At 43.3% G+C, this 19,405-nt stretch carries 17 protein-coding genes; 8 read left to right on the forward strand and 9 right to left on the reverse strand.

The window, feature by feature from the left end; genetic code table 11:
* Positions 1 to 27: 27 nt before the first annotated feature.
* The 5 genes from GJB62_RS00990 (at position 28) to GJB62_RS01010 (ending at position 6,218) form a co-directional block, all read left to right on the forward strand.
* A complete protein-coding gene (locus GJB62_RS00990) occupies positions 28 to 1,326 on the forward strand; it encodes a response regulator (protein WP_167755968.1) in 1,299 nt (432 codons plus the stop codon).
* Positions 1,327 to 1,394: 68 nt separating this feature from the next.
* Positions 1,395 to 1,616, forward strand: coding sequence for a hypothetical protein (locus GJB62_RS00995; RefSeq protein WP_147262427.1), 222 nt, complete (start codon positions 1,395 to 1,397; stop codon positions 1,614 to 1,616).
* A 27-nt stretch (positions 1,617 to 1,643) separates the two neighbouring features.
* The gene (locus GJB62_RS01000) at positions 1,644 to 3,128 is read left to right on the forward strand and encodes a CIA30 family protein (RefSeq protein WP_114080139.1); all 1,485 of its coding nucleotides are present in this window, start codon (positions 1,644 to 1,646) and stop codon (positions 3,126 to 3,128) included.
* Positions 3,129 to 3,514: 386 nt separating this feature from the next.
* Complete coding sequence (locus GJB62_RS01005; protein WP_114080138.1) at positions 3,515 to 4,540, forward strand: LD-carboxypeptidase; 1,026 nt, start codon at positions 3,515 to 3,517, stop codon at positions 4,538 to 4,540.
* A gap of 64 nt (positions 4,541 to 4,604) precedes the next feature.
* Positions 4,605 to 6,218 carry an NAD(P)/FAD-dependent oxidoreductase gene (locus GJB62_RS01010; RefSeq protein WP_114080137.1) on the forward strand — a complete coding sequence of 538 codons (1,614 nt, stop codon included), beginning with the start codon at positions 4,605 to 4,607 and terminating at the stop codon, positions 6,216 to 6,218.
* Between the two features lie 42 nt (positions 6,219 to 6,260).
* Here GJB62_RS01010 and GJB62_RS01015 read toward each other — a convergent pair whose 3' ends face one another.
* Complete coding sequence (locus GJB62_RS01015) at positions 6,261 to 7,358, reverse strand: alkene reductase (protein ID WP_114080136.1); 1,098 nt, start codon at positions 7,356 to 7,358, stop codon at positions 6,261 to 6,263.
* Positions 7,359 to 7,527: 169 nt separating this feature from the next.
* Here GJB62_RS01015 and GJB62_RS01020 point away from each other — a divergent pair, with 169 nt between their 5' ends.
* Positions 7,528 to 7,770, forward strand: a complete 243-nt coding sequence (locus tag GJB62_RS01020; RefSeq protein ID WP_147262426.1) for a hypothetical protein — start codon at positions 7,528 to 7,530, stop codon at positions 7,768 to 7,770.
* Here GJB62_RS01020 and GJB62_RS01025 read toward each other — a convergent pair.
* The 4 genes from GJB62_RS01025 to hemW form a co-directional block, all read right to left on the reverse strand.
* Positions 7,756 to 8,022, reverse strand: coding sequence for a hypothetical protein (locus GJB62_RS01025; protein ID WP_114080135.1), 267 nt, complete (start codon positions 8,020 to 8,022; stop codon positions 7,756 to 7,758). The two genes, GJB62_RS01020 and GJB62_RS01025, sit on opposite strands and share 15 nt — an antisense overlap.
* Before the next feature lie 291 nt (positions 8,023 to 8,313).
* Complete coding sequence (locus tag GJB62_RS01030; RefSeq protein WP_114080134.1) at positions 8,314 to 9,435, reverse strand: THUMP domain-containing protein; 1,122 nt, start codon at positions 9,433 to 9,435, stop codon at positions 8,314 to 8,316.
* 94 nt (positions 9,436 to 9,529) lie between these two features.
* Positions 9,530 to 10,417 (reverse strand): UTP--glucose-1-phosphate uridylyltransferase, encoded by an 888-nt coding sequence (locus GJB62_RS01035; protein WP_114080133.1) that lies wholly within the window; start codon positions 10,415 to 10,417, stop codon positions 9,530 to 9,532.
* Between the two features lie 94 nt (positions 10,418 to 10,511).
* Positions 10,512 to 11,693, reverse strand: coding sequence for a radical SAM family heme chaperone HemW (gene hemW / locus GJB62_RS01040; RefSeq protein WP_114080132.1), 1,182 nt, complete (start codon positions 11,691 to 11,693; stop codon positions 10,512 to 10,514).
* A gap of 405 nt (positions 11,694 to 12,098) precedes the next feature.
* Between hemW and GJB62_RS01045 the strand changes: the two genes are divergently transcribed.
* Positions 12,099 to 13,175 carry a PIN/TRAM domain-containing protein gene (locus GJB62_RS01045; protein WP_114080131.1) on the forward strand — a complete coding sequence of 359 codons (1,077 nt, stop codon included), beginning with the start codon at positions 12,099 to 12,101 and terminating at the stop codon, positions 13,173 to 13,175.
* Positions 13,176 to 13,239: 64 nt separating this feature from the next.
* Here the strand turns inward: GJB62_RS01045 and GJB62_RS01050 are convergent, their stop codons facing one another.
* Positions 13,240 to 14,031 carry an Rpn family recombination-promoting nuclease/putative transposase gene (locus GJB62_RS01050; protein WP_114080130.1) on the reverse strand — a complete coding sequence of 264 codons (792 nt, stop codon included), beginning with the start codon at positions 14,029 to 14,031 and terminating at the stop codon, positions 13,240 to 13,242.
* Positions 14,032 to 14,103: 72 nt separating this feature from the next.
* Positions 14,104 to 14,490 (reverse strand): VOC family protein, encoded by a 387-nt coding sequence (locus GJB62_RS01055; RefSeq protein WP_114080129.1) that lies wholly within the window; start codon positions 14,488 to 14,490, stop codon positions 14,104 to 14,106.
* 546 nt (positions 14,491 to 15,036) lie between these two features.
* On the opposite strand from GJB62_RS01055, the gene GJB62_RS01060 reads away from it, so the two are divergent.
* Entirely contained in the window at positions 15,037 to 16,419 is a 1,383-nt protein-coding gene (locus GJB62_RS01060) for an esterase-like activity of phytase family protein (RefSeq protein ID WP_245246062.1), read from the forward strand.
* A gap of 276 nt (positions 16,420 to 16,695) precedes the next feature.
* On the opposite strand, the gene GJB62_RS01065 is transcribed toward GJB62_RS01060, so the two are convergent.
* Together GJB62_RS01065 and GJB62_RS01070 are read right to left on the reverse strand one after the other, a co-directional pair.
* On the reverse strand, positions 16,696 to 17,976 hold the full coding sequence (locus GJB62_RS01065; RefSeq protein WP_114080127.1) for a VWA domain-containing protein: 1,281 nt from the start codon (positions 17,974 to 17,976) through the stop codon (positions 16,696 to 16,698).
* Positions 17,973 to 19,229, reverse strand: coding sequence for a VWA domain-containing protein (locus GJB62_RS01070; protein WP_114080126.1), 1,257 nt, complete (start codon positions 19,227 to 19,229; stop codon positions 17,973 to 17,975). The genes GJB62_RS01065 and GJB62_RS01070 overlap by 4 nt, the downstream gene beginning before the upstream one ends.
* Between the last annotated feature and the right edge of the window lie 176 nt (positions 19,230 to 19,405).

Below are 19,405 nucleotides of genomic sequence, written 5' to 3' on the forward strand. Positions count from 1 at the left end.
TTTTGTAACAACTAAATCACATCAATTATGCTCGAATCTATTTTGAAGTCAATGCATATTCTTTTGGTAGATGACAATCCCAATAATCTCAAAGTGCTATCACAAGCGATTCAGGGATGTGGGTGGAAAATACTTATGGCAACCGATGGAGAATCAGCCATTGAACAAGCAGAATATTCTGATCCTAACCTCATTCTCCTGGATGTAATGATGCCGGATATTGATGGATTTGAAATTTGCCGCCGACTGAAAGCCAATTTTCTCACTAAGAATATTCCGGTCATTTTTATGACTGCTTTATGCGATGCCACAGATAAAGTAAAAGGACTAGAAATTGGTGCAGTTGATTACATTACCAAACCTTTTCAAAAAGAAGAACTTATTGCTCGATTAAAGTTACATTTGAATATCTCCCATCTTACCCATACCCTCGAACAAAGAGTGGAAGAACGCACCATAGAATTAACTCAATCTCTACAAAAGTTACAAAATACCCAACTACAACTAATTCAAAGTGAGAAAATGTCCACCCTTGGACAACTTGTTGCAGGCATAGGTCATGAGATTAATAACCCAATTGGTTTTATTAGTGGAAGTTGCTCTCATATTGAAGAATATATGAATGATCTCCTGCGTTTGGTGAATCTACAACAGCAAAAGTTACCACACCCAGACCCGGAAATTGAAGAACTCATTGAAGAAATTGACTTAGAGTATCTGGCTAAAGATTTACCAAAAATTATGGAATCAATGCACCAGGGAATTGATCGTCTTAAGGACATTAGCCTTTCTCTAAGAACCTTTGCTCGAGCCGATATTTTATCTCTGGTAGAGTTTCAGATTCATGAAGGAATTGATAGTACCTTAATGCTCTTAAAGCATCGACTCAAAGACCAAGGCGATCGCCCGACAATCGAGGTTATCAAAAAATATGGCGTGCTACCTCTAATTACTTGCTATCCTGGTCAATTAAATCAAGTATTTATGAATTTAATAGCGAACGCTATAGATGCATTGGATGAATCAAATACAGATCGGAGTTTTGAGGAAATTAAATCTAATCCTAACCGAATTACAATTACCACTTCCTTGAAAGAGTTAAATGTTGAGGTGAAGATTGCTGATAATGGAATTGGCATGAGCGAATCAGTCAAACAAAAAATCTTTGACCACTTATTTACTACGAAAAGTGTTGGTAAAGGTACAGGATTAGGGCTGGCGATCGCTCGACAAATTATAGTGGAAAAACATGGTGGTTCAATCGAGTGCAACTCTTCTACAGAGCAAGGTACAGAATTTGTGATCTTAATTCCAGTTCGACAGTAAGCGGGAAAAACATACTATTCAAAGTGTGAGGATTGGCTTAGAGACAACATAACCTGGATTTCTCACTTGTGAGAAATCCAAGGGGTGTGGGAGGTGTGGGATGTGTGGGAGGTGTGGGAGGTGTGGGAGGTGTGGGAGGTGTGGGAGGTGTGGGAGGTGTGGGAGGTTGGGAGGTGTGGGAGGATGGGGAAGAAGTCCTACCCCCCCACACTCCCCACACTCCCCACACTCCTCTTCCCCTGAAGCCTACACTATGCGTGATAAATCTGGGAACTAGCTCATTGGGCTAGACTGGAGGTAGTTATGAGGACGCAAATATGACTGACAAAAATCGTTCTCAATGGGACTTAGGCAGGTTTATCGAAACCCTGACTTACTTTGAGGTAATTCCTTTCCTTAACTGGGTACAGCAGTTAATCCAAGGCCGTCCAAAGGATAATCAAGATAGACCCAATGGAGGAAGAAACGTGGGTGTAATACTAGTAGCAGGTGCAACAGGTGGTGTAGGTAAACGAGTGGTGCAGCGATCGCTCCAACAGGGTTATAAAGTTCGCGCCCTAGTTCGAGACATTGACAAAGCACGGTCGATTCTAGGTAATGATATAGACTTAGTAGTTGCGGATATCACAAAACCAGAAACTTTAACTCCTTTAGTTATGGCTGATATCCAAGCTGTAGTTTGCTGCACAGCAGTGCGCGTGCAACCAGTTGAAGGAGACACAGCCGATAGAGCCAAATATTATCAAGGTGTTAAATTTTACCAGCCAGAAATTGTTGGCGACACCCCAGAAAATGTAGAATATCAAGGTGTCAAAAACTTAGTCCAAGCGGCTGCAAAATATTTACCCCAAGCAAACGAAAAACCGATATTTGATTTCACCAAGCCATCAGCAGAATTAAAAGATAACTGGGGGGCGTTGGATGATGTTGTTATGGGTGGCGTGAGTGCCAGTAATATTCAATTAGTAGAAAATACAGCTTTGTTTGCTGGTAATGTCTCCACCGCTAATTCTGGCGGATTTGCATCTGTTAGAACTAAGAATTTCGATCCGCACTTCAACTTATCCGGTTATGAAGGTGTGAAATTGCGCGTCAAAGGTGATGGACAACGTTATAAAATCTTCCTACGAACAGATACAAAATGGGATGGCATTGGCTACAGCTATTCTTTTGACACAGTAGCTAATACTTGGATAGATGTTCACATTCCCTTTGCAGATTTGATTCCCGTCTTTCGGGCAAAAGTTGTCAAAGATGCGCCGCCTATTGAGCAGACTAGAATTTGTTCATACCAATTGATGTTGAGCAAATTTGAATATGATGGGGCTTTGAATCCCAAATTTTCCCCTGGTGGTTTTACTTTGCAATTGGAATCAATTAAAGCTTACGGCGGTACAACTTTACCACAATTTATCCTAGTCAGTTCAGCAGGCGTAACTCGTCCCGGTCGCCCTGGCATTAATTTAGATGAAGAACCGCCAGCAGTGAAGTTAAATGACCAATTAGGAGGAATTCTAACTTGGAAGTTGAAGGGAGAAGATAGTTTAAGAGAAAGCGGAATTCCTTATACGATTATTAGACCTTGTGCTTTAACTGAGGAAGCAGGAGGTAAGGAATTAATATTCGAGCAAGGCGATAATATTAAGGGCAAAATCAGCCGTGAAGATGTGGCAGAACTTTGCGTGCAAGCGCTAAAAATAGCACCAGCTTGTAATATCACCTTTGAGGTAAAACAGACAGACAATACTGTTAACTCTATTGATTGGCAGAGGCTATTTTCTAACTTAGTAAAGGATAAATAAGTGAATTGACTACAGACTTATACTCCAATACCCTTGGGTTAAGAGAAATAGTAGCAACTGTCTTAAAAGTCAAGCGACCGTTAACAAAAAATAGCAACTGGGAAGATTGACGCAACAGGGGAATGCTGCGCTAGATTCAGCAGTGCCTGGCCTGGATTGCTCACAAGTGAGAAATCCAAGGGGTGTGGGAGGTGTGGGAGGATGGGGAAGAAGTCTTACCCCCCACACTCCCCACACTCCCCACACTCCTCTTCTCCCTCTGCCTACACTATGCGTGAGAAATCCGGGCTGGTACGGGCAAAAAGACTTGTGGCTCTTGGTCAAGATGTTCGCATCGCCGCTGAACCTTACCCGGTTGCTGGATTTCGCTTGTAGGTAAAAAGAGCATGAATATCAAACGTCGGGAATTTATTACAACCTGTGGACTAGCTACCTTAGCCACCCAGATACCATCATTTACTGCCCAAGGTAAGCCATCTCCAAACATTATCCGCAAACCGTCACGCCTACAAGTGGGTGATACTGTAGGATTAATCGCCCCTGCGGGTATTGTTGATGCTAAAGATATCGAAGCAGCACAGCAATCACTTTCCCAATTAGGGTTAAAAGTCAAGTTGGGGAAGCATATTCTAGACCGTTACGGCTATTTAGCGGGTAAAGATAGCGATCGCGCCCAGGATGTAAACTTGATGTTTAGCGATCGCACCATCAAAGCAATTATCCCTATGCGTGGTGGCTGGGGTTGTAATCGCATTTTACCCCTACTCAACTACTCACTAATCCGCTCCCATCCAAAAATTATCATCGGCTACAGCGATATTACGACGCTGTTGTTGGCAATTAACGCCCGTAGTAAAATGATTACTTTTCATGGGCCAGTTGCCACATCTACCTGGAATCAATTTACAGTCGATTACTTCAAACGCATCCTATTTAATGGTGAAGCAGTGACTATGCAAAATCTCAACCCTAGCGAAGTGCGGGTGGAGACAATAGCACCAGGAAAGGCAACGGGTAAACTCATCGGTGGAAACTTATCAGTGCTATCAGCGATGATAGGTTCACCTTATCTACCTTCTTGGAACAAAAGCATCCTATTTGTGGAAGAAGTTGGCGAGGATGTTTACCGGATAGATAGAATGCTGACGCAGTTAAAAACTGCTGGGATACTTAATCAAATTGCTGGCTTTATCTTTGGGCAATGCACTAAATGTAGTCTTGGGGATGAACCATCATTTACATTAATGCAAGTATTGCAACAACACCTACTTCCTTTAGGGATTCCTGCTTGGTATGGTTCAATGATTGGTCATATTAAAGATAAATTTACCTTGCCAATCGGTTTAGAAGTGGAAATAGATGCTGAACTTGGGATAATACGAATGTTAGAGTCGGCTGTCAGTCTGGTTTAAGCATCAGCTGTACCACAGTGACTTTGATTAAAATTTTGATAGATAGTATGAATTTCTCCTCGCCATGTTACGACTAACAGAAGTAAAGCTCCCGCTCGATCATCTTGAAGATGAGATCAAGACTGCCATCCTCAAAAAGCTGCAAATCACGGACGAAGAATTGATCAGCTATTCCATCTTCAAGCGTAGCTATGATGCCCGTAAGAAAGGAGAGATCGCTCTTGTTTATATTCTGGATGTAGAAACGACTCAGGAGATTCATCTACTCAAGCGCCTGAAAAAAGATCCCCATGTAATGGCTACGCCAGACATGAGTTATCGCCCAGTGGCTCAAGCACCTAGTAATTTGGCGATTCGCCCCATTGTCATTGGTACTGGGCCTTGTGGATTATTTGCAGGTTTGATGCTTGCACAAATGGGTTTCCGTCCAATCATTTTAGAGCGTGGCAAAAAAGTTCGCGATCGCACTGCTGATACTTTTGGCTTTTGGAAGAAAAAATCAGACTTCAACCCCGAATCTAATGCCCAGTTTGGCGAAGGTGGGGCGGGTACGTTCTCCGATGGCAAACTCTACAGTCAAGTCAAAGATCCTCAGCATTATGGGCGTAAGGTATTAACCGAACTCGTCAACGCCGGAGCCTCACCAGAAATTCTCTATATCAACAAACCGCACATCGGCACTTTTAAACTGGTGGGAATCGTCCAAAGTATGCGTGCCAAAATCGAATCCCTCGGCGGTGAAATTCGCTTTCAAAGCCGGGTGGAAGATATCAACATCGAAAATGGACAGGTGCGGGGAGTTACCCTCGCCAGTGGGGAATATATCGCCAGCGATTATGTCGTTCTGGCAGTGGGGCACAGCGCCCGTGATACCTTCCAAATGCTATTTGAACGTGGAGTTTACATCGAGCCGAAACCTTTTTCCATTGGCTTTCGGGTCGAACATCCCCAGACTCTCATCGACCAATGTCGTTTCGGCGCTCAGGCAGGTCATAAGCTTTTAGGTGCTGCCGATTACAAACTGGTTCACCATTGCCAAAATGGTCGTTCCGTCTATAGTTTCTGTATGTGTCCGGGGGGCTTGGTGGTTGCAGCCGCATCTGAACCGGGGCGACTTGTCACCAATGGGATGAGCCAATACTCTCGCAATGAGCGCAATGCCAATAGTGCGATCGTTGTGGGCATCACCCCAGAAGATTATCCGGGTAATGCTTTGGCAGGAATTGACTTTCAACGGCGCTTAGAAGAACAGGCTTTTAAATTAGGCGGTGGAACTTATGAAGCTCCAGGGCAGTTGGTAGGTGACTTTCTCAACCATCGTCCCTCGACAGCATTGGGCACTGTTAAACCGTCTTATACACCAGGGGTACATTTGGGCGATCTGAGTCAGAGTTTACCAGATTATGCGATCGCCGCCATCCGCGAAGCACTTCCTGCTTTTGACAAACAAATTAAAGGATTTGCGATGGATGATGCCGTTTTGACTGGTGTGGAAACCCGCACATCATCACCGATTCGGATTAAACGCAAAGAAGATTATCAGAGTTTAAATACAGTCGGTCTTTATCCGGCTGGTGAGGGCGCGGGATATGCAGGGGGAATTCTCTCGGCGGGTATCGATGGTATTAAGGTGGCGGAGGCGGTAGCTTTAAGTATTTTGAGGAATTGCGTAGTTTAAAAAGTTTTTGCAACACAACTCGCATGGGCGTTGTTATGCCACTCAATGGAGTTGCGACAGGGTTTGATAGTCTGTGTAGCCATGTTCACTACCACCATAGAACGCCCTCACGTCACTTTCGTTCAGGGGGGCATTGAGCCGTAGCCGATCCACTAAGTCAGGGTTAGAGATGAACAGTCGCCCGAAAACGATGGCATCAGCCCGCGCGCTTGTAATTGCTTCATCACCTCGTTGTCGATCAAACCCACCCACAGCTATCAGTGTTCCTTGGTAAACGGGACGTAGGAGATCAATGGGGTTAAACTTCGGTGCAGTTCCTCTGGCGTAACCTCGGTCATACCCCACGTGCAAGTATGCCAAACCCAATGGACTGAGTGATTTTGCGACATAGGTGTAAGTTTCGGCAGGATCGTCATCAAATGTGTCGTTAACTGTGAAGCCGGGGGCAATCTTGACCCCAATCCGCTCCGCTCCCCGGACGCTACACAGAGCATTGACTACTTCGAGCGTGAAGCGAGTTCGATTCTCCAATGTACCACCATAGGCATCGGTGCGTTGGTTGGAGCTGCTGACTTGGAACTGGTTGGGTAGATATCCAGTTGCTGCATGAAGTTCCACACCATCAAAACCTGCTTCAATAGAGAGTTCCGCAGAGCGGCGGTACTCCTCTACTATTTCGGGTATTTCGTCCAACTCTAACGGACGGGGTATCTCGAAAGGGACTTTGCCATCCCAAACGTGAACTTCTTCGGACACCACCGGGACAGCCGAAGGTGCGATCGGTCGGGCATGGTTAGGTAATAGGGAGGAATGCGACACCCGTCCAGCGTGCATCAGTTGCACAAATATCCGACCTCCAGCAGCATGAACTGCATCTGTCACTTTTCGCCAGCCTGTAACCTGCTCCTCGTTGTGCAACCCAGGACAGGTTGTGTAACCTCGCCCCATTGGACTTGGATGCGTCCCTTCCGTAATAATGAGTCCCGCCGAAGCTCGCTGGGTGTAGTATTCGACCATTAGGGGGGTAGGTACACACTCAGTAGTTGCCCGGAGACGGGACATCGGAGACATGATGATGCGGTTGGGAAGATCGAGCGAACCTAGTCTAACTGGCGCGAACAGTCCTGATTTTTCTGGCATTGGCATTTTTCCTCTTCTAGAACCAGGGCGCTTACACCATTATCTGGTATTACCAATTTGACTATACTCCCCGGCGTGTTCGCCCTTGGCGTTCCCGTTCGTGCAGCGTCTCTGTCAGGAGAAGGGTACGCACGGTGATTCTGGAGTAATGAGTAATGAGTAATAAGTAATGAGTAAATACCCATTTTTCATCCACTCATTACTCCTTACTCATTACTTTAAAGCATTGCGTGAAGCACGGGGTTTCAGACCCATATTTTTGATCAATTTTAATATCAAGCCCCACCTAGATGCTTTCGAGGCAGGGCTTTGGTTTTTATGGCTGGAGTCGATATGCAATCATGCCTCAAGCGCGATGGCGTACACGCCCTTTCCGGTGGCGATCGCAATGGGAAATTTAGCCGAACGTTAAAGCTGGTTCTTCACAGAAGTTAAATAGGGCTGACTCACTTTCTGATTCATCTTCAAATACAGCAGAGATGTACCATTCACAGGGCGAATCATTCGTATATTCAGCCCAAGCAATTGTTACTGTTTCACCCGATGGAATCCCTGAATCACTCAAGGTAAATGAAGCCCAATCTTCATCATCGACAGATACCCACAACTCTGTAATTGCTTGTTCGGTATCATTGGTAACAGTAAAGGTGAATTGATCTGACATAAATGGCCCTGCCTTTTAGCGATAAATAAATTGCAGATTGTCAGTCACCGATTATACTGCCACTTTTTTCAAAAGATGTTGTGCTAACTGCTGCAATATATACCCAGAGGTAGTTTAAAGCTTTTTTTGGCTAAATTTAATTTTATTAAATAGTGTTAAAAACATCACTTATGAGTCTATGGAGATAGGCAATGCTATGCAACAGCAGGTTTAGGTTGTGGTTCGGTTAAGGCAAAAGACGCGATTCATCGCGTCTTTGTGATCTAACAGAAGTAGTTGAGAGCGATCGCCTTAATACAACTCATATTTCATTAACTGACAAGGCAGCGCTCCGTTGTACACCGCAATTCGCTTGGATGATTTCAGCCCAATGCATTGAGACAATTCCTTGTTGCCACTCAGCACAAATGCAGTCCAGCCTTTGAAGCGTTGTTTCAGCACATCGCCCAAAAGTTTATAAAATGCCCCTAAATCAATATCTCGCCCTAGCCGTTCGCCATAAGGTGGATTACAGAATAAAATCCCACTGTCTGCGGGGGCGACAACATCAGCAAGCTCCATTTGAGAAAACCATACATGATTATCAACACCACAGTTTTGGGCATTGTTAATGGCTTGCTCGATTATATTTTCATCGCGATCGCTTCCCCAAATAGGTGCGGGAAGGGTATCCAGTTGGCTGTCCTTAGCTTCTTGGAGCAGCTTTTCTAAAAGGGACAGATCAAAATCGAGCCAATTTTCAAATCCAAAGGACTCACGAAACAGCCCTGGTGCTATATTTAGTGCCTTTAAGCTAGCTTCTAGGGGTAAAGTCCCAGATCCACAGAGAGGATCGTAGAACATTTGGTTTGGCTGCCAACCCGAAAGTTGAATCAGAGCAGCAGCCAGAGATTCCTTGAGAGGCGCTGATCCAACCGCAGGGCGATAGCCTCGGCGGTGTAGACTATTTCCAGAACTATCGAGTTTAACGGTACAAAAGTCGCGCTCAATGTGAACATTAACCCGCACATCTGGTTCATGAAGTTCTACATTTGAACGCTCACCCAGCTTTTCCTGCTGCTGATCGACGATCGCATTTTTGATTTGGAGAGATGTGAAGTGGCTGTGGTTGAGGTGAGCGTTTTTGCCTGTGACATTCACCGCCAGCGTCATGTCTGGCGTAAGATAGTTTTGCCAATCGATAGTCTGAATGCCGCGATAAAGATCCTTAGCATCAAGGCATGGAAACTCATGGATATCCACCAAGATTCGGAACGGTAGCCTAGCCCAGAGGTTGACGCGATAAAGCAGAGTGCGATCGCCCTCAAAAGCGACACCACAAAATCCTGGCTCCACAGAATGGGCACCCAGTTGCTCTAACTCCTGAGCCGCCAGGGTTTCTAATCCGCGAGCAACTGTTGCAAAATAATTCATAATTCGTAATTCGTAATTAAAGGCTACTGAGACGCTCAGATCCCCGACTTCTTGAAGAAGTCGGGGATCTTTTTGTTTTGAAACTCAGATTAATCTAGAAATTTCTAAAATCAATCATTGTCTGACGATAAGCATCTGGTAAACCTGTATCAAAACAGTTACCTTTAACAATATATCCTGTCATTCCCTCTTCCTTACGCAATCTTTCCAGACAGGATGTTAACTGAAATTCACCTCGTTCTTGAAAATTTTGCTTGATGTGTTCTGCTAGAAAGTCAAAAATTTTCGGCGTAAGTAAATATAAGCCAAATATACCTAAAAAATCATTTTCTGACATTCCCTCTACACGCAAATGTTGTTGTGCATACTCAATAGTAGGTTTTTCATAGAGTTGTGTGACTGATAAAATCGAGTTTAACTCTTGCCAAACTCCTGTAACACAACCAGCTTTATGAATAATTTCTGCTGGCATTGTAGTTAAACCAACAACGCTTTGATTAACTTGTTCGTAAGTACCTAAAACTTGACTAGCACAAGATTTTTCAATATCAGATGTATAAATGTGGTCGCCCAACATTAACAGAAATGGCTCATCTTTTATCCAATCTTTAGCACAAAATACCGCATGACCATAACCTAATTGTTCCTCTTGCAATAGGATGGTGACTTTGCTACCTAAATCTTCGAGATATCGGCTATATTCTTTATTTTGCGGTGAAAGTTTATCTAAAAGTTCTTTTTTGGGTGGATTCTTCAATAAATCTGCAAATATTTTTTTGTCATCGGGCTGCACCACGATCCCGACTTCTGTAATTCCAGCACTAATTGCTTCTTCAATAATTGCGAGAATGACAGGTTTTGCCCTCCCATCTCGATCAATAATCGGGAAAAGTTCTTTTTTCACAACCTTAGTCGCTGGAAACAACCGAGTCCCAAAACCAGCTACCGGAATTACAGCTTTTCTAACTTGATTTTTCTGCATAAGCTTCCCCTCTCCTCCTCTCTCTGCGGACTCTGCGCGGCAGTCGCTCATGGGGGAAACCCCCAAGACCGCGCTGCCTTGCCTCTGCGGTTCGTCACCCCAACTTCTCAAACAACTCCGCCAACACCACATTAGAAAACAAAAACCCTTGGGGATCAATCAAACGCAACCTTCCCTCTGTAACTTCTACCCAACCTTTATCAAAATACCCTTGCAAACACCTGCAAACTTCCTCCACCTTCTCTTCGCCAAACGCCTCCGCCAACGCCGCCAAACTTAAACCCTCCGCCAAACGCAACCCCAACATTAACGTTTCTAACAATACTTCCTTTGGGGGGGTAACATCACAATCAATTACACCGCCAGCTTGTACCCACTGGTAATACTCCCTAGTCTTACGCGGACGAGTGAAGCGTTTCCCGTCAACATAACTCGCCGCACCCATACCAAAGCCGTAGTAAGGGCGGTTTTCCCAATAAACTCGATTATGCTGACATTGATGCTTAGGTTGAGCATAATTAGAAATTTCATAATGCTCATAACCAGCACCAGTCAAAGCCTGCTGCGCCATCTGGTACATTTTGACTGTGGCTTCATCCGTAGGCAAAGGAGTATCACCTGGTTTGTAGTAACGACCAAAGGCTGTACCTGGTTCGATGGTAAGATCGTATATGGAAATGTGAGTGGGTATAAGTTCTACCGCTTTAGTTAGAGAATCCTGCCATTGATCCAAAGACTGATGCGGCAACCCAGAAATTAAGTCTAAGCTAAATTCGGGAATCTCGACTTGGTGGATTAACTCCACAGCTGCGAAAATATCTTCAACTGAGTGCGATCGCCCCGCCCTTTGCAATAATTCTTTTTGAAAGGCTTGTACACCCAAACTTACCCGGTTCACACCTGCACTGCGATAGCCTACTATATGTGCTAAATCAAAGGTACCTGGGTCAATTTCCATAGAAATCTCTGCCCCAGATGCAATACCAAAATGCTTCTCCAATTCTCCCACTATCCGTTGTAGCTGTTCTGTTGATAGCAGCGAAGGAGTACCACCACCGAAGAAAATTGTCTTTAGGGGTTGGTCAAAGGCTGGTGTAATGGCAATTTCTTGACATAGCACCTCAACATATTGGGAGATAGTACCAGATGTTTCGCCCCGCAAGCGATCGCCCACAACAGACACCGGGAAATCACAATAAAAGCATCGCCGTCTGCAAAAGGGAATATGAACATAAGCAGAACTCGCAATTCCAGAAACACTAAATTTTTGACTCATTTTGAGAAAATTTTTAAGTTAAGCCAACTGCGAATTAGAGACAATGAAAATGAAGAAACAATTCAGGAGTCAGGAGTCAGGAGTCAGAATAATCGTAAAAGCAAGCGTGCAATAACTTCTTGATTTTATTAAAATTATTAAGTTTGGGTATCAAAGTCTTCTTAATTCTGACTTCTGGATTCTGGATTCTGAATTCTTGCAAAATGAGCAGTTTATTTACAAATTTTTGTCGTTTTACAAAGAAACAATGAAAAATATTAAGATAAAAGCCTTTAGTTATAATAATTGCAGATATTGTCAGCCTAAACCCTTAGTGTAAGTCAATATTGATCAGTTTATCTTACCGATGAAATAAAAAATACTTAAGTTTCTCGGTGAACACAGTTGCAGGAAAACAACATAACCATGCTTGACGCAATTATCATTTTCTCATTTATCCTGGCAGCTTCGGGAATAGGGTTCTACAGCACTGAACTACTACCCAATGGCACTCTCGATCAGGTAACGAATCTAGAAGCTTTACGCTTAGTTGTTGCCGTCTTTGCCGCTATTATTGGTGGTGCGATCGGACTGAGTTTCCAGACGACATATCGCCGTCTAGAATCACAAGTCAAAGAAATGCCTCTGGAAGTGATCTTAACTCGTGCCATTGGGTTAGTAATTGGCTTATTGCTAGCTAACCTCATGTTAGCCCCATTATTCTTACTACCCATCCCCGCGGATTTTGGATTTATTAAGCCACTTGTGGCAGTTGTCGGTAGTATTATCCTCTCCGTCACTGGCATGAATTTGGCAGACACCCACGGGCGAGGTTTATTGCGGTTCATTAATCCCAACACCGTCGAATCAATGGTTGTGGAAGGAACGCTAAAACCAGCTAATACCAAAGTTTTAGACACCAGTTGCATTATCGATGGTCGCATTGAAGCGCTATTAGAAACAGGGTTTCTGGAAGGACAAATTCTCGTACCGCAATTTGTCTTGCAAGAACTCCAACAAGTAGCGGATGCTAGCAAAGATCAAAAGCGCGTGCGGGGAAGGAGAGGACTAGAAATTCTCAACCGTATTAAGGAAGAATATCCCGATCGCATTTTGATTAATGCAGTTGACTACGAAGATATCCCCACAGTGGATGCCAAGTTGGTACGCTTTGCCCAAGAAATTAGCGGTACATTGCTAACCAACGACTACAACTTGTCTAAAGTAGCCAGCGTTCAGAAAGTCCCTGTTTTGAATGTGAATGATTTAGTGAATGCCGTCCGTCCCAGTTATTTACCTGGCGACAACCTGGATTTAAAAATTCTCAAGGAAGGCAAAGAACCCAGTCAAGGTATTGGCTACCTAGATGATGGCACGATGGTAGTAGTTGAAGAAGGCAGCAATTATGTGGGTGGTGAACTGCGAGTAGTAGTCACCAGTGCTTTGCAAACCACCGCAGGAAGAATGATTTTTGCCAAACCCCAAGCATCAGCATTGGCGTGAGGGAAATGTCTGGTGCAATTAAATATAAATTGTGCAATCGGTGCAGTCAACCTGCACCGATTATTTATTTTGAATCACCAGATTTGCTTACCTGCAAATACTGTAACTGCTCAATTGATAACCCTGTCAATCTTGCTATCTGTTCTAATGGCATACCAGTATTAAAAAGGTTACTTGCCACTTCAAGTAAAGCTTCAGCTTTCCCTTCAGCCTTCCCTTCAGCTTTTCCTTCTTGTAAAATATCTTGATAAATCACTGACTCGCGCATAATGTCTGACCTCAAAACTCGTCTAATAACCTCTTTATCTAATACTAAACCAGCTAAAATAGCCGTGGAAGCGGCAATATTACTTTGAGTTCTTGATTCTGTAATACCGTTAATTTCACGCGCCACTTCATTTAGTATAACTTCTGGCTCAATTGTACTACTCAACACTGCCAAAGGTAAAAGTCCAGGTGTTATCAAAAATACTTCGGTTGGTTGTTCCCAAAGTCTGATAACTGCAAATTCATGGCGTGTTCCAGCAATTGTAAATGTATTTTGTTGCACCAAATCCGAATTTGTCTGCTTGAGGTAAATTACAACTTGATGCATTGATTTGTGGGGAAAACGGCGATACACTCGCAATCGATAGTCAATCATCCGAAAAGGAATTTCCGCATCCACTTGGGTTTGAAATTCCAAATGCAAGATATTTTGCTCCGACTGTAGCAGAATTAAGGCATCAGCACGAATGGGTTCTAGAGATAATTCTTTTGGACTTAGTTCGGTTAAAGTAATGGGTTCGCCTAATAACCAAGTGGCGAAGTCGCTGGAGAAATTTTCAGCTAAAAATTTACAGATATTGTCAAACATTTGAGAATGTTACCAAATAGCTTGTTCATTTGCTATTTATCTGCAATTATTTAATCAAAAAATTTATATTTTCTAATTTTCATAAATTTCTAACGGCAAATTATCTGGATCTTTAAAAAAAGTGAATTTCTTACCTGTGATTTCGTCAATTCTGATATTCTCTGTTTCTACACCTTGGGAGTTTAAGTAAAAAACAGTTTCCTCAATATTATCAACTTTAAAAGCAAGATGTCTTAATCCACAAGCCTCTGGACTACTAAATCGTTGCGGAGTATTGGGAAAAGAGAATAACTCTATCTGACCATTTTCCCCAACCTTTAAATCTAATTTATAAGAATTCCTTTCGGCACGAAAAGTCTCTTCAATAATCGAAAAGCCTAAAGTTTCGACATAAAAACTTTTGGAGCGATTGTAGTCAGAGCAAATAATAGCTATATGATGAATGTCAGTAATTTTCATGGTAATTTTGTTTTTATACAATTATTAAGATGGTGTTTTCAGTCGTGCTACAGGCATATTACATTTTCTGAATTTGAGGTTAGACTTTGATCTTTTTGATTGATTTTACCTTTCTTTTCAAGAATAAGCTAGCCCTAACTTACTTGATAAAAATCATTTTTTTGACATACATCTTAAGCAATCTTAATTCTCCACACTCTTGTGATGTCTACAACCAAGTTGTATGAATTTCTAGAATCACAGGGATAACTATCTGTTTTATTCTCCCAGTTACTAGTACAGGGACGATGTTTTGGTAGTAGCAAGTCGTATTTAGTTAAGTTTTTAAACCCTTTGTTTCCTATTCAGTTACCGTTAAATTTTGTGGTTTTTCTCTCTCGTTAGCAGATAGAGAATACTACTAATAAAGGTGTTTATCTGGGCTTTAATAATCTTTACTTAATCTAAGCTTAATTTTTGCTTAACTATTAAAAATAGATACTGGTAAAAGTAAAAAAACTGGCAATATTCCTCAATAAATACTGTCTTTTAAAATATAGAACTGATATGCTCAACAAAAGTCTAATTTTGTCCTTGTTGGCGTTGTTTGCTGTGGCTCCTGCCGCCAATGCAGAGGTTAAATTAATTGCAATTGGGAGTCTAGATGGTAATATTAGCGATCGCTCCAACAAAACATCTGCTCCCCTGGAAAATGGCGTTCCGGGAAACCTTTTGGGTGGTTTAGGGTCGGGACTAGCCTACGCTGGCTGTAACACCTTTATCGCTATCCCAGACCGAGGCCCAAATGCCGTGTCATACAACAGCGCTGTCAGTGACACAGCATCTTATATCAACCGCTTCCAAACTATCAAAGTGAAACTTGAACCAAGCAAACTTGGTTCAGCGTTACCCTTTACCCTTACCCCTTACTTAATTGACACGACCCTGCTATTCAGCAATGAGCCTCTTTACTACGGGAATGGTGCGGGATTGGGGTTATGTAGTGGTGTCCCAGCTTTGAATACCAAGAATAAAAACTATTTCACTGGACGTTCAGACAACTTCAACCCCACCCAAATCTCGACATATCCCAACAATGCCCGTTTCGACCCTGAAGGGGTGCGTGTATCCAATAATGGCAAGGAGGTATTTATCTCTGATGAATATGGCCCCTATGTATATCAATTTAACCGCAATACAGGTAAGCGGATTAGAGTCTTTAACCTACCTAGCAAGTTTGCAGTTAGCAACTTAAGTCCCGTTAGTGATACAGAAATCACTGGTAACACGTCTGGTAGGGTTGCTAACAAAGGTATGGAAGGACTTGCGATTACTCCCAACGGTAAGACTCTGATTGGTATTTTGCAAAGTCCACTGCTCCAAGACGGTGGTACTAATGGGGCTTATACCAGAATCGTCAAAATTGACATAGAAACAGGTGCCACCCAGGAATACGCTTATCAGCTAGATAATATTGGCACCTTAGCTAAACCCAAATATCCCACCGTCAGCGAGATTTTGGCAATCAGCGATCGCGAATTCTTAGTAGATGAACGCGATGGCAAGGGGTTTGGCGACGGCTCCAAGGCTGCCTTCAAGAAAATCTATCGGATCGATCTGACGAATGCTCAAGAAGTAAGCAATATCACTGGGGAAATCAACCTTGTTGGCAAGGCGGTTAGCAAAACCCTGTTCCTTGATGTGGTAACTGCGCTAACTCAAAACGGCATCAAAGAAGAGGACATTCCCGCCAAGCTTGAAGGTTTAGCCTTCGGAGAAGATGTGGTTATCAACCGCGTCAAAAAGCATACGTTATTTATCGCCAATGACAACGACTTCGTTGGTACTATAGCGCCGGGTATTGACAACCCAAACAAATTTTTTGTCTTTGCGGTTGACAGTAACGATCTGCCGGGTTTTGTCCCGCAGAAGATCAAAGGGGAAGATTGATATTCAGTTCGGTTGATATTTAATTATTAGAAACTGTTAGAGTAGGCAAAGTGCCCGCTCTAATAGCTACCGAAAAAGTCAGAAAGTATGAGGCAGAAGGCAGGAAATTCATAATCAAAAGCGATTAATATAGTTTATTTAAGTAAGTCACGCATTCATTTCGGTGTATCGTTGAGTCGAAAATTATATGCGGCGGTTCATCTCAATCGGAAATGTTGGGTTTCGTTCCTCAACCTAACCTACGCAGTTTAAGGTTTTGGCGCTACTGGATTTATACTATTCCTGTAAAACGGTTTTTGACACAATCCTAGTTTTCTTCAAGTCTGCTTCCGAAAGTTCTTCTCCAGCTTGTAGGCGAGTGGCGGAACTTTGCAACACTGTCGCCGCCCCTTTATCTCCGATTTGCAAAGCGGTTTTAGCAGCCGTTTGTAGCATTGTAGCTGCACCAGTGCGATCGCCTTGTAGCAATTTCGCCTCGGCTAACTGGGTTTGGCGATACTTCGCTAATGCCAAAATAGACTGCTGCACCTGGGGATTAGAATCTGGTTGATATGTCCGCACCACATCTGCATACACCGGCACCAGGGAGGAAAGTAAGCCTTCTTGATTAACTAACGGGTCATCATAGCGAATTTGCAGATGCCCGATCGTTTGTTTCCCCTCTGGCAATTGTCCCAGATAAATGTTTGCCAAAACTACCCTTTCTACATCCTGCATCAAATCTCCCAAACGTACAGCAAAGCTACCATCAGCTTCTCGTTCCACTGGTAACTCGATTGTGTCTGGGGCAACTTGGGCAATGGGTTTCAATTCTGCTAATCGGACATTTGGCACTAGAGATAACAGCAAGTAGGCATTAGTTAGCCCAATTGACTGAATCCTTCCAAAGAGTCGGCTAAATTGCTCCACAGCTTGTTCAGGATGTTCAATATGAGCTAGAGTACCACCACCGACATCGGCTATTTTTTCTAGCAAATCTTGATTCCAGCTATTGCCAAATCCGAAAGTGTTGATAGTTAGGTTCAGTTTGGCAGCTTTTTGCGCCAGTTTGAGACAGCGCTTATTGTCATCTCGCCCAATATCCCACTTCCAAATCCGCAAACTGCTTTCACCATGCCCATCCGTCAGCAGAAACGCCTGGGAAACTGCTCCTCTTGTGCCCTTCATCAGTTCTGTAATTCCCAATTCCAAACCCTCGGCGATCGCAGTGCCGCCACTAGCGCTGAGTTTGCTTTTGATTTGAGATTTAATGCTTTCGGGGTCTTCGATCGCTTGGTTGGGGATAATGACTTCCGCAGAACCGGAAAAAGCCACAACTGAAATGCGATCGCCAACTTTCAACCGATCTATTAATCCTTCCACTGCCTGAATCACCGTTTTAATCGGTTGTCCGTGCATAGAACCACTTCTATCCAGAATCAGGCAGAGGTTAAGGGGAAGATTTTGGTCAAACTCGCCAGCGATCGCAAAAATCGTCATTGCTAGTTGACGTTGGCTACTTGTTTGAGCCAGATCAACATTATTGTCATTTAACGCCGAGAGCAATTTAACTTTCATTGAGGAGGGGTATCTTGCAAAACTGTTTTGGAGACAATTCTGGTTTTCTTGCGATCGCTTTCAGATAAATCTCCACCAGATTGTAGCTGAGTGGCAGAAGTTTGCAACACCGTCGCTGCCCCAGTATCTCCCATTTGCAGAGCAGTTTTAGCAGCCGTTTGTAACATTGTCGCTGCACCACTGCGATCGCCCTGTTGCAATTTCGTTTCGGCTAGCTGGGTTTGGCGATATTTAGCTAATGCCAAAATAGACTGCTGTACTTGGGGATTCGGATCTGCTTGGTAGTTTTTGACTACATGGGCATAAACTGGGATATTTGGTGTAACTAAACCTACCTTGTTGGCGGCTGGATCGTCGTAGCGGACTTGTACATTAGCGATCGCTTGTTCACCTGCTGGCAATTGTCCCAAATAAATATTAGCTAAGATTATCCGTTCTGCATCTTTCATTAAATCTCCCAACCGCACAGCGAAACGTCCATCAGCTTCTTGTTGCAGTGGTAACTCAATTGTGTCTGGGGAAACTTGAGCAATGGGTTTAAGTTCCGCTAGCCGGACATGGGGCATCAGAGACAATAACAGATAAGCGTTAGTCAATCCCACTGTTTGAATGCGGCTAAACAGGCGATTAAACTCATCCACTGCCTCTTCCGGCTTTTGAATATAAGATAAAGTACCTAAACCAGCATCAGCAATTTTTTCTAAAACATCTTGGTTCCAATTGTCACCAAAGCCCAGAGTGTTCAAAGTCAAATTATAGCTAGCAGCTAATTGGGCAAATTTCAAACAACGATTATTATCACCATGTTCATTTTCACCATCTGTTAATAAGAAGGCTTGGGAAACAGTATCTTTCTTTCCCTTCGCCAACTCCTCAATCCCCAAACGCAATCCTTCATCAATCGCAGTCCCACCATCGGCTGCTAGGCGGTTGATTTGCTGTTTGATTTTTTCTGGATCTTCGACACTTTGACTAGGTACTAAGACTTTGGCACGGTGATCGAAAACTACAACACTGAGGCGATCGCCAGGATTAAGTCTATCTACCAGACGATTCGCTGCTTTTTTAACCGTTTCTAGCGATCGCCCATTCATAGAACCACTGTGATCCAGAATTAAACATAAATTTAAGGGCACATGGCGGTCTTGAGTCTCTGCGATCGCTGAAATCGAAATTCCCAACTGACGTTGACTATTCAGTTGATTCGCGTCCAAATTACCATCATTCAAGGCAGGCTGCAAGCTAACCTTCATAACTTAAAGTCCTTATTCAGGATATACATATTAATAAATAACTTCAAAGCACCACTTTAGCTCTACGGAAAACCTATCCAACACAAATACATGAATATAATCAGAATATCTTAGAAGCCAAACATTGGCAGATGCAAAGCCACCTGAAGCATTAGGGAGAAATCCGCACCTTGAGG

The organism is Nostoc sp. ATCC 53789 (assembly GCF_009873495.1).
GTDB classification, from domain to species: domain Bacteria; phylum Cyanobacteriota; class Cyanobacteriia; order Cyanobacteriales; family Nostocaceae; genus Nostoc; species Nostoc muscorum_A.

Excerpts from the sequence above, each read along its gene's own strand:
- GJB62_RS00990 (WP_167755968.1), top strand. The coding sequence starts at position 28 with ATGCTCGAATCTATTTTGAAGTCAATGCATATTCTTTTGGTAGATGAC.
- GJB62_RS01000 (WP_114080139.1), top strand. The coding sequence starts at position 1,644 with ATGACTGACAAAAATCGTTCTCAATGGGACTTAGGCAGGTTTATCGAA.
- GJB62_RS01005 (WP_114080138.1), top strand. The coding sequence starts at position 3,515 with ATGAATATCAAACGTCGGGAATTTATTACAACCTGTGGACTAGCTACC.
- GJB62_RS01010 (WP_114080137.1), top strand. The coding sequence starts at position 4,605 with ATGTTACGACTAACAGAAGTAAAGCTCCCGCTCGATCATCTTGAAGAT.
- GJB62_RS01015 (WP_114080136.1), bottom strand. The coding sequence starts at position 7,358 with ATGCCAGAAAAATCAGGACTGTTCGCGCCAGTTAGACTAGGTTCGCTC.
- GJB62_RS01020 (WP_147262426.1), top strand. The coding sequence starts at position 7,528 with ATGAGTAAATACCCATTTTTCATCCACTCATTACTCCTTACTCATTAC.
- GJB62_RS01025 (WP_114080135.1), bottom strand. The coding sequence starts at position 8,022 with ATGTCAGATCAATTCACCTTTACTGTTACCAATGATACCGAACAAGCA.
- GJB62_RS01030 (WP_114080134.1), bottom strand. The coding sequence starts at position 9,435 with ATGAATTATTTTGCAACAGTTGCTCGCGGATTAGAAACCCTGGCGGCT.
- GJB62_RS01035 (WP_114080133.1), bottom strand. The coding sequence starts at position 10,417 with ATGCAGAAAAATCAAGTTAGAAAAGCTGTAATTCCGGTAGCTGGTTTT.
- hemW (WP_114080132.1), bottom strand. The coding sequence starts at position 11,693 with ATGAGTCAAAAATTTAGTGTTTCTGGAATTGCGAGTTCTGCTTATGTT.
- GJB62_RS01045 (WP_114080131.1), top strand. The coding sequence starts at position 12,099 with ATGCTTGACGCAATTATCATTTTCTCATTTATCCTGGCAGCTTCGGGA.
- GJB62_RS01050 (WP_114080130.1), bottom strand. The coding sequence starts at position 14,031 with ATGTTTGACAATATCTGTAAATTTTTAGCTGAAAATTTCTCCAGCGAC.
- GJB62_RS01055 (WP_114080129.1), bottom strand. The coding sequence starts at position 14,490 with ATGAAAATTACTGACATTCATCATATAGCTATTATTTGCTCTGACTAC.
- GJB62_RS01060 (WP_245246062.1), top strand. The coding sequence starts at position 15,037 with ATGCTCAACAAAAGTCTAATTTTGTCCTTGTTGGCGTTGTTTGCTGTG.
- GJB62_RS01065 (WP_114080127.1), bottom strand. The coding sequence starts at position 17,976 with ATGAAAGTTAAATTGCTCTCGGCGTTAAATGACAATAATGTTGATCTG.
- GJB62_RS01070 (WP_114080126.1), bottom strand. The coding sequence starts at position 19,229 with ATGAAGGTTAGCTTGCAGCCTGCCTTGAATGATGGTAATTTGGACGCG.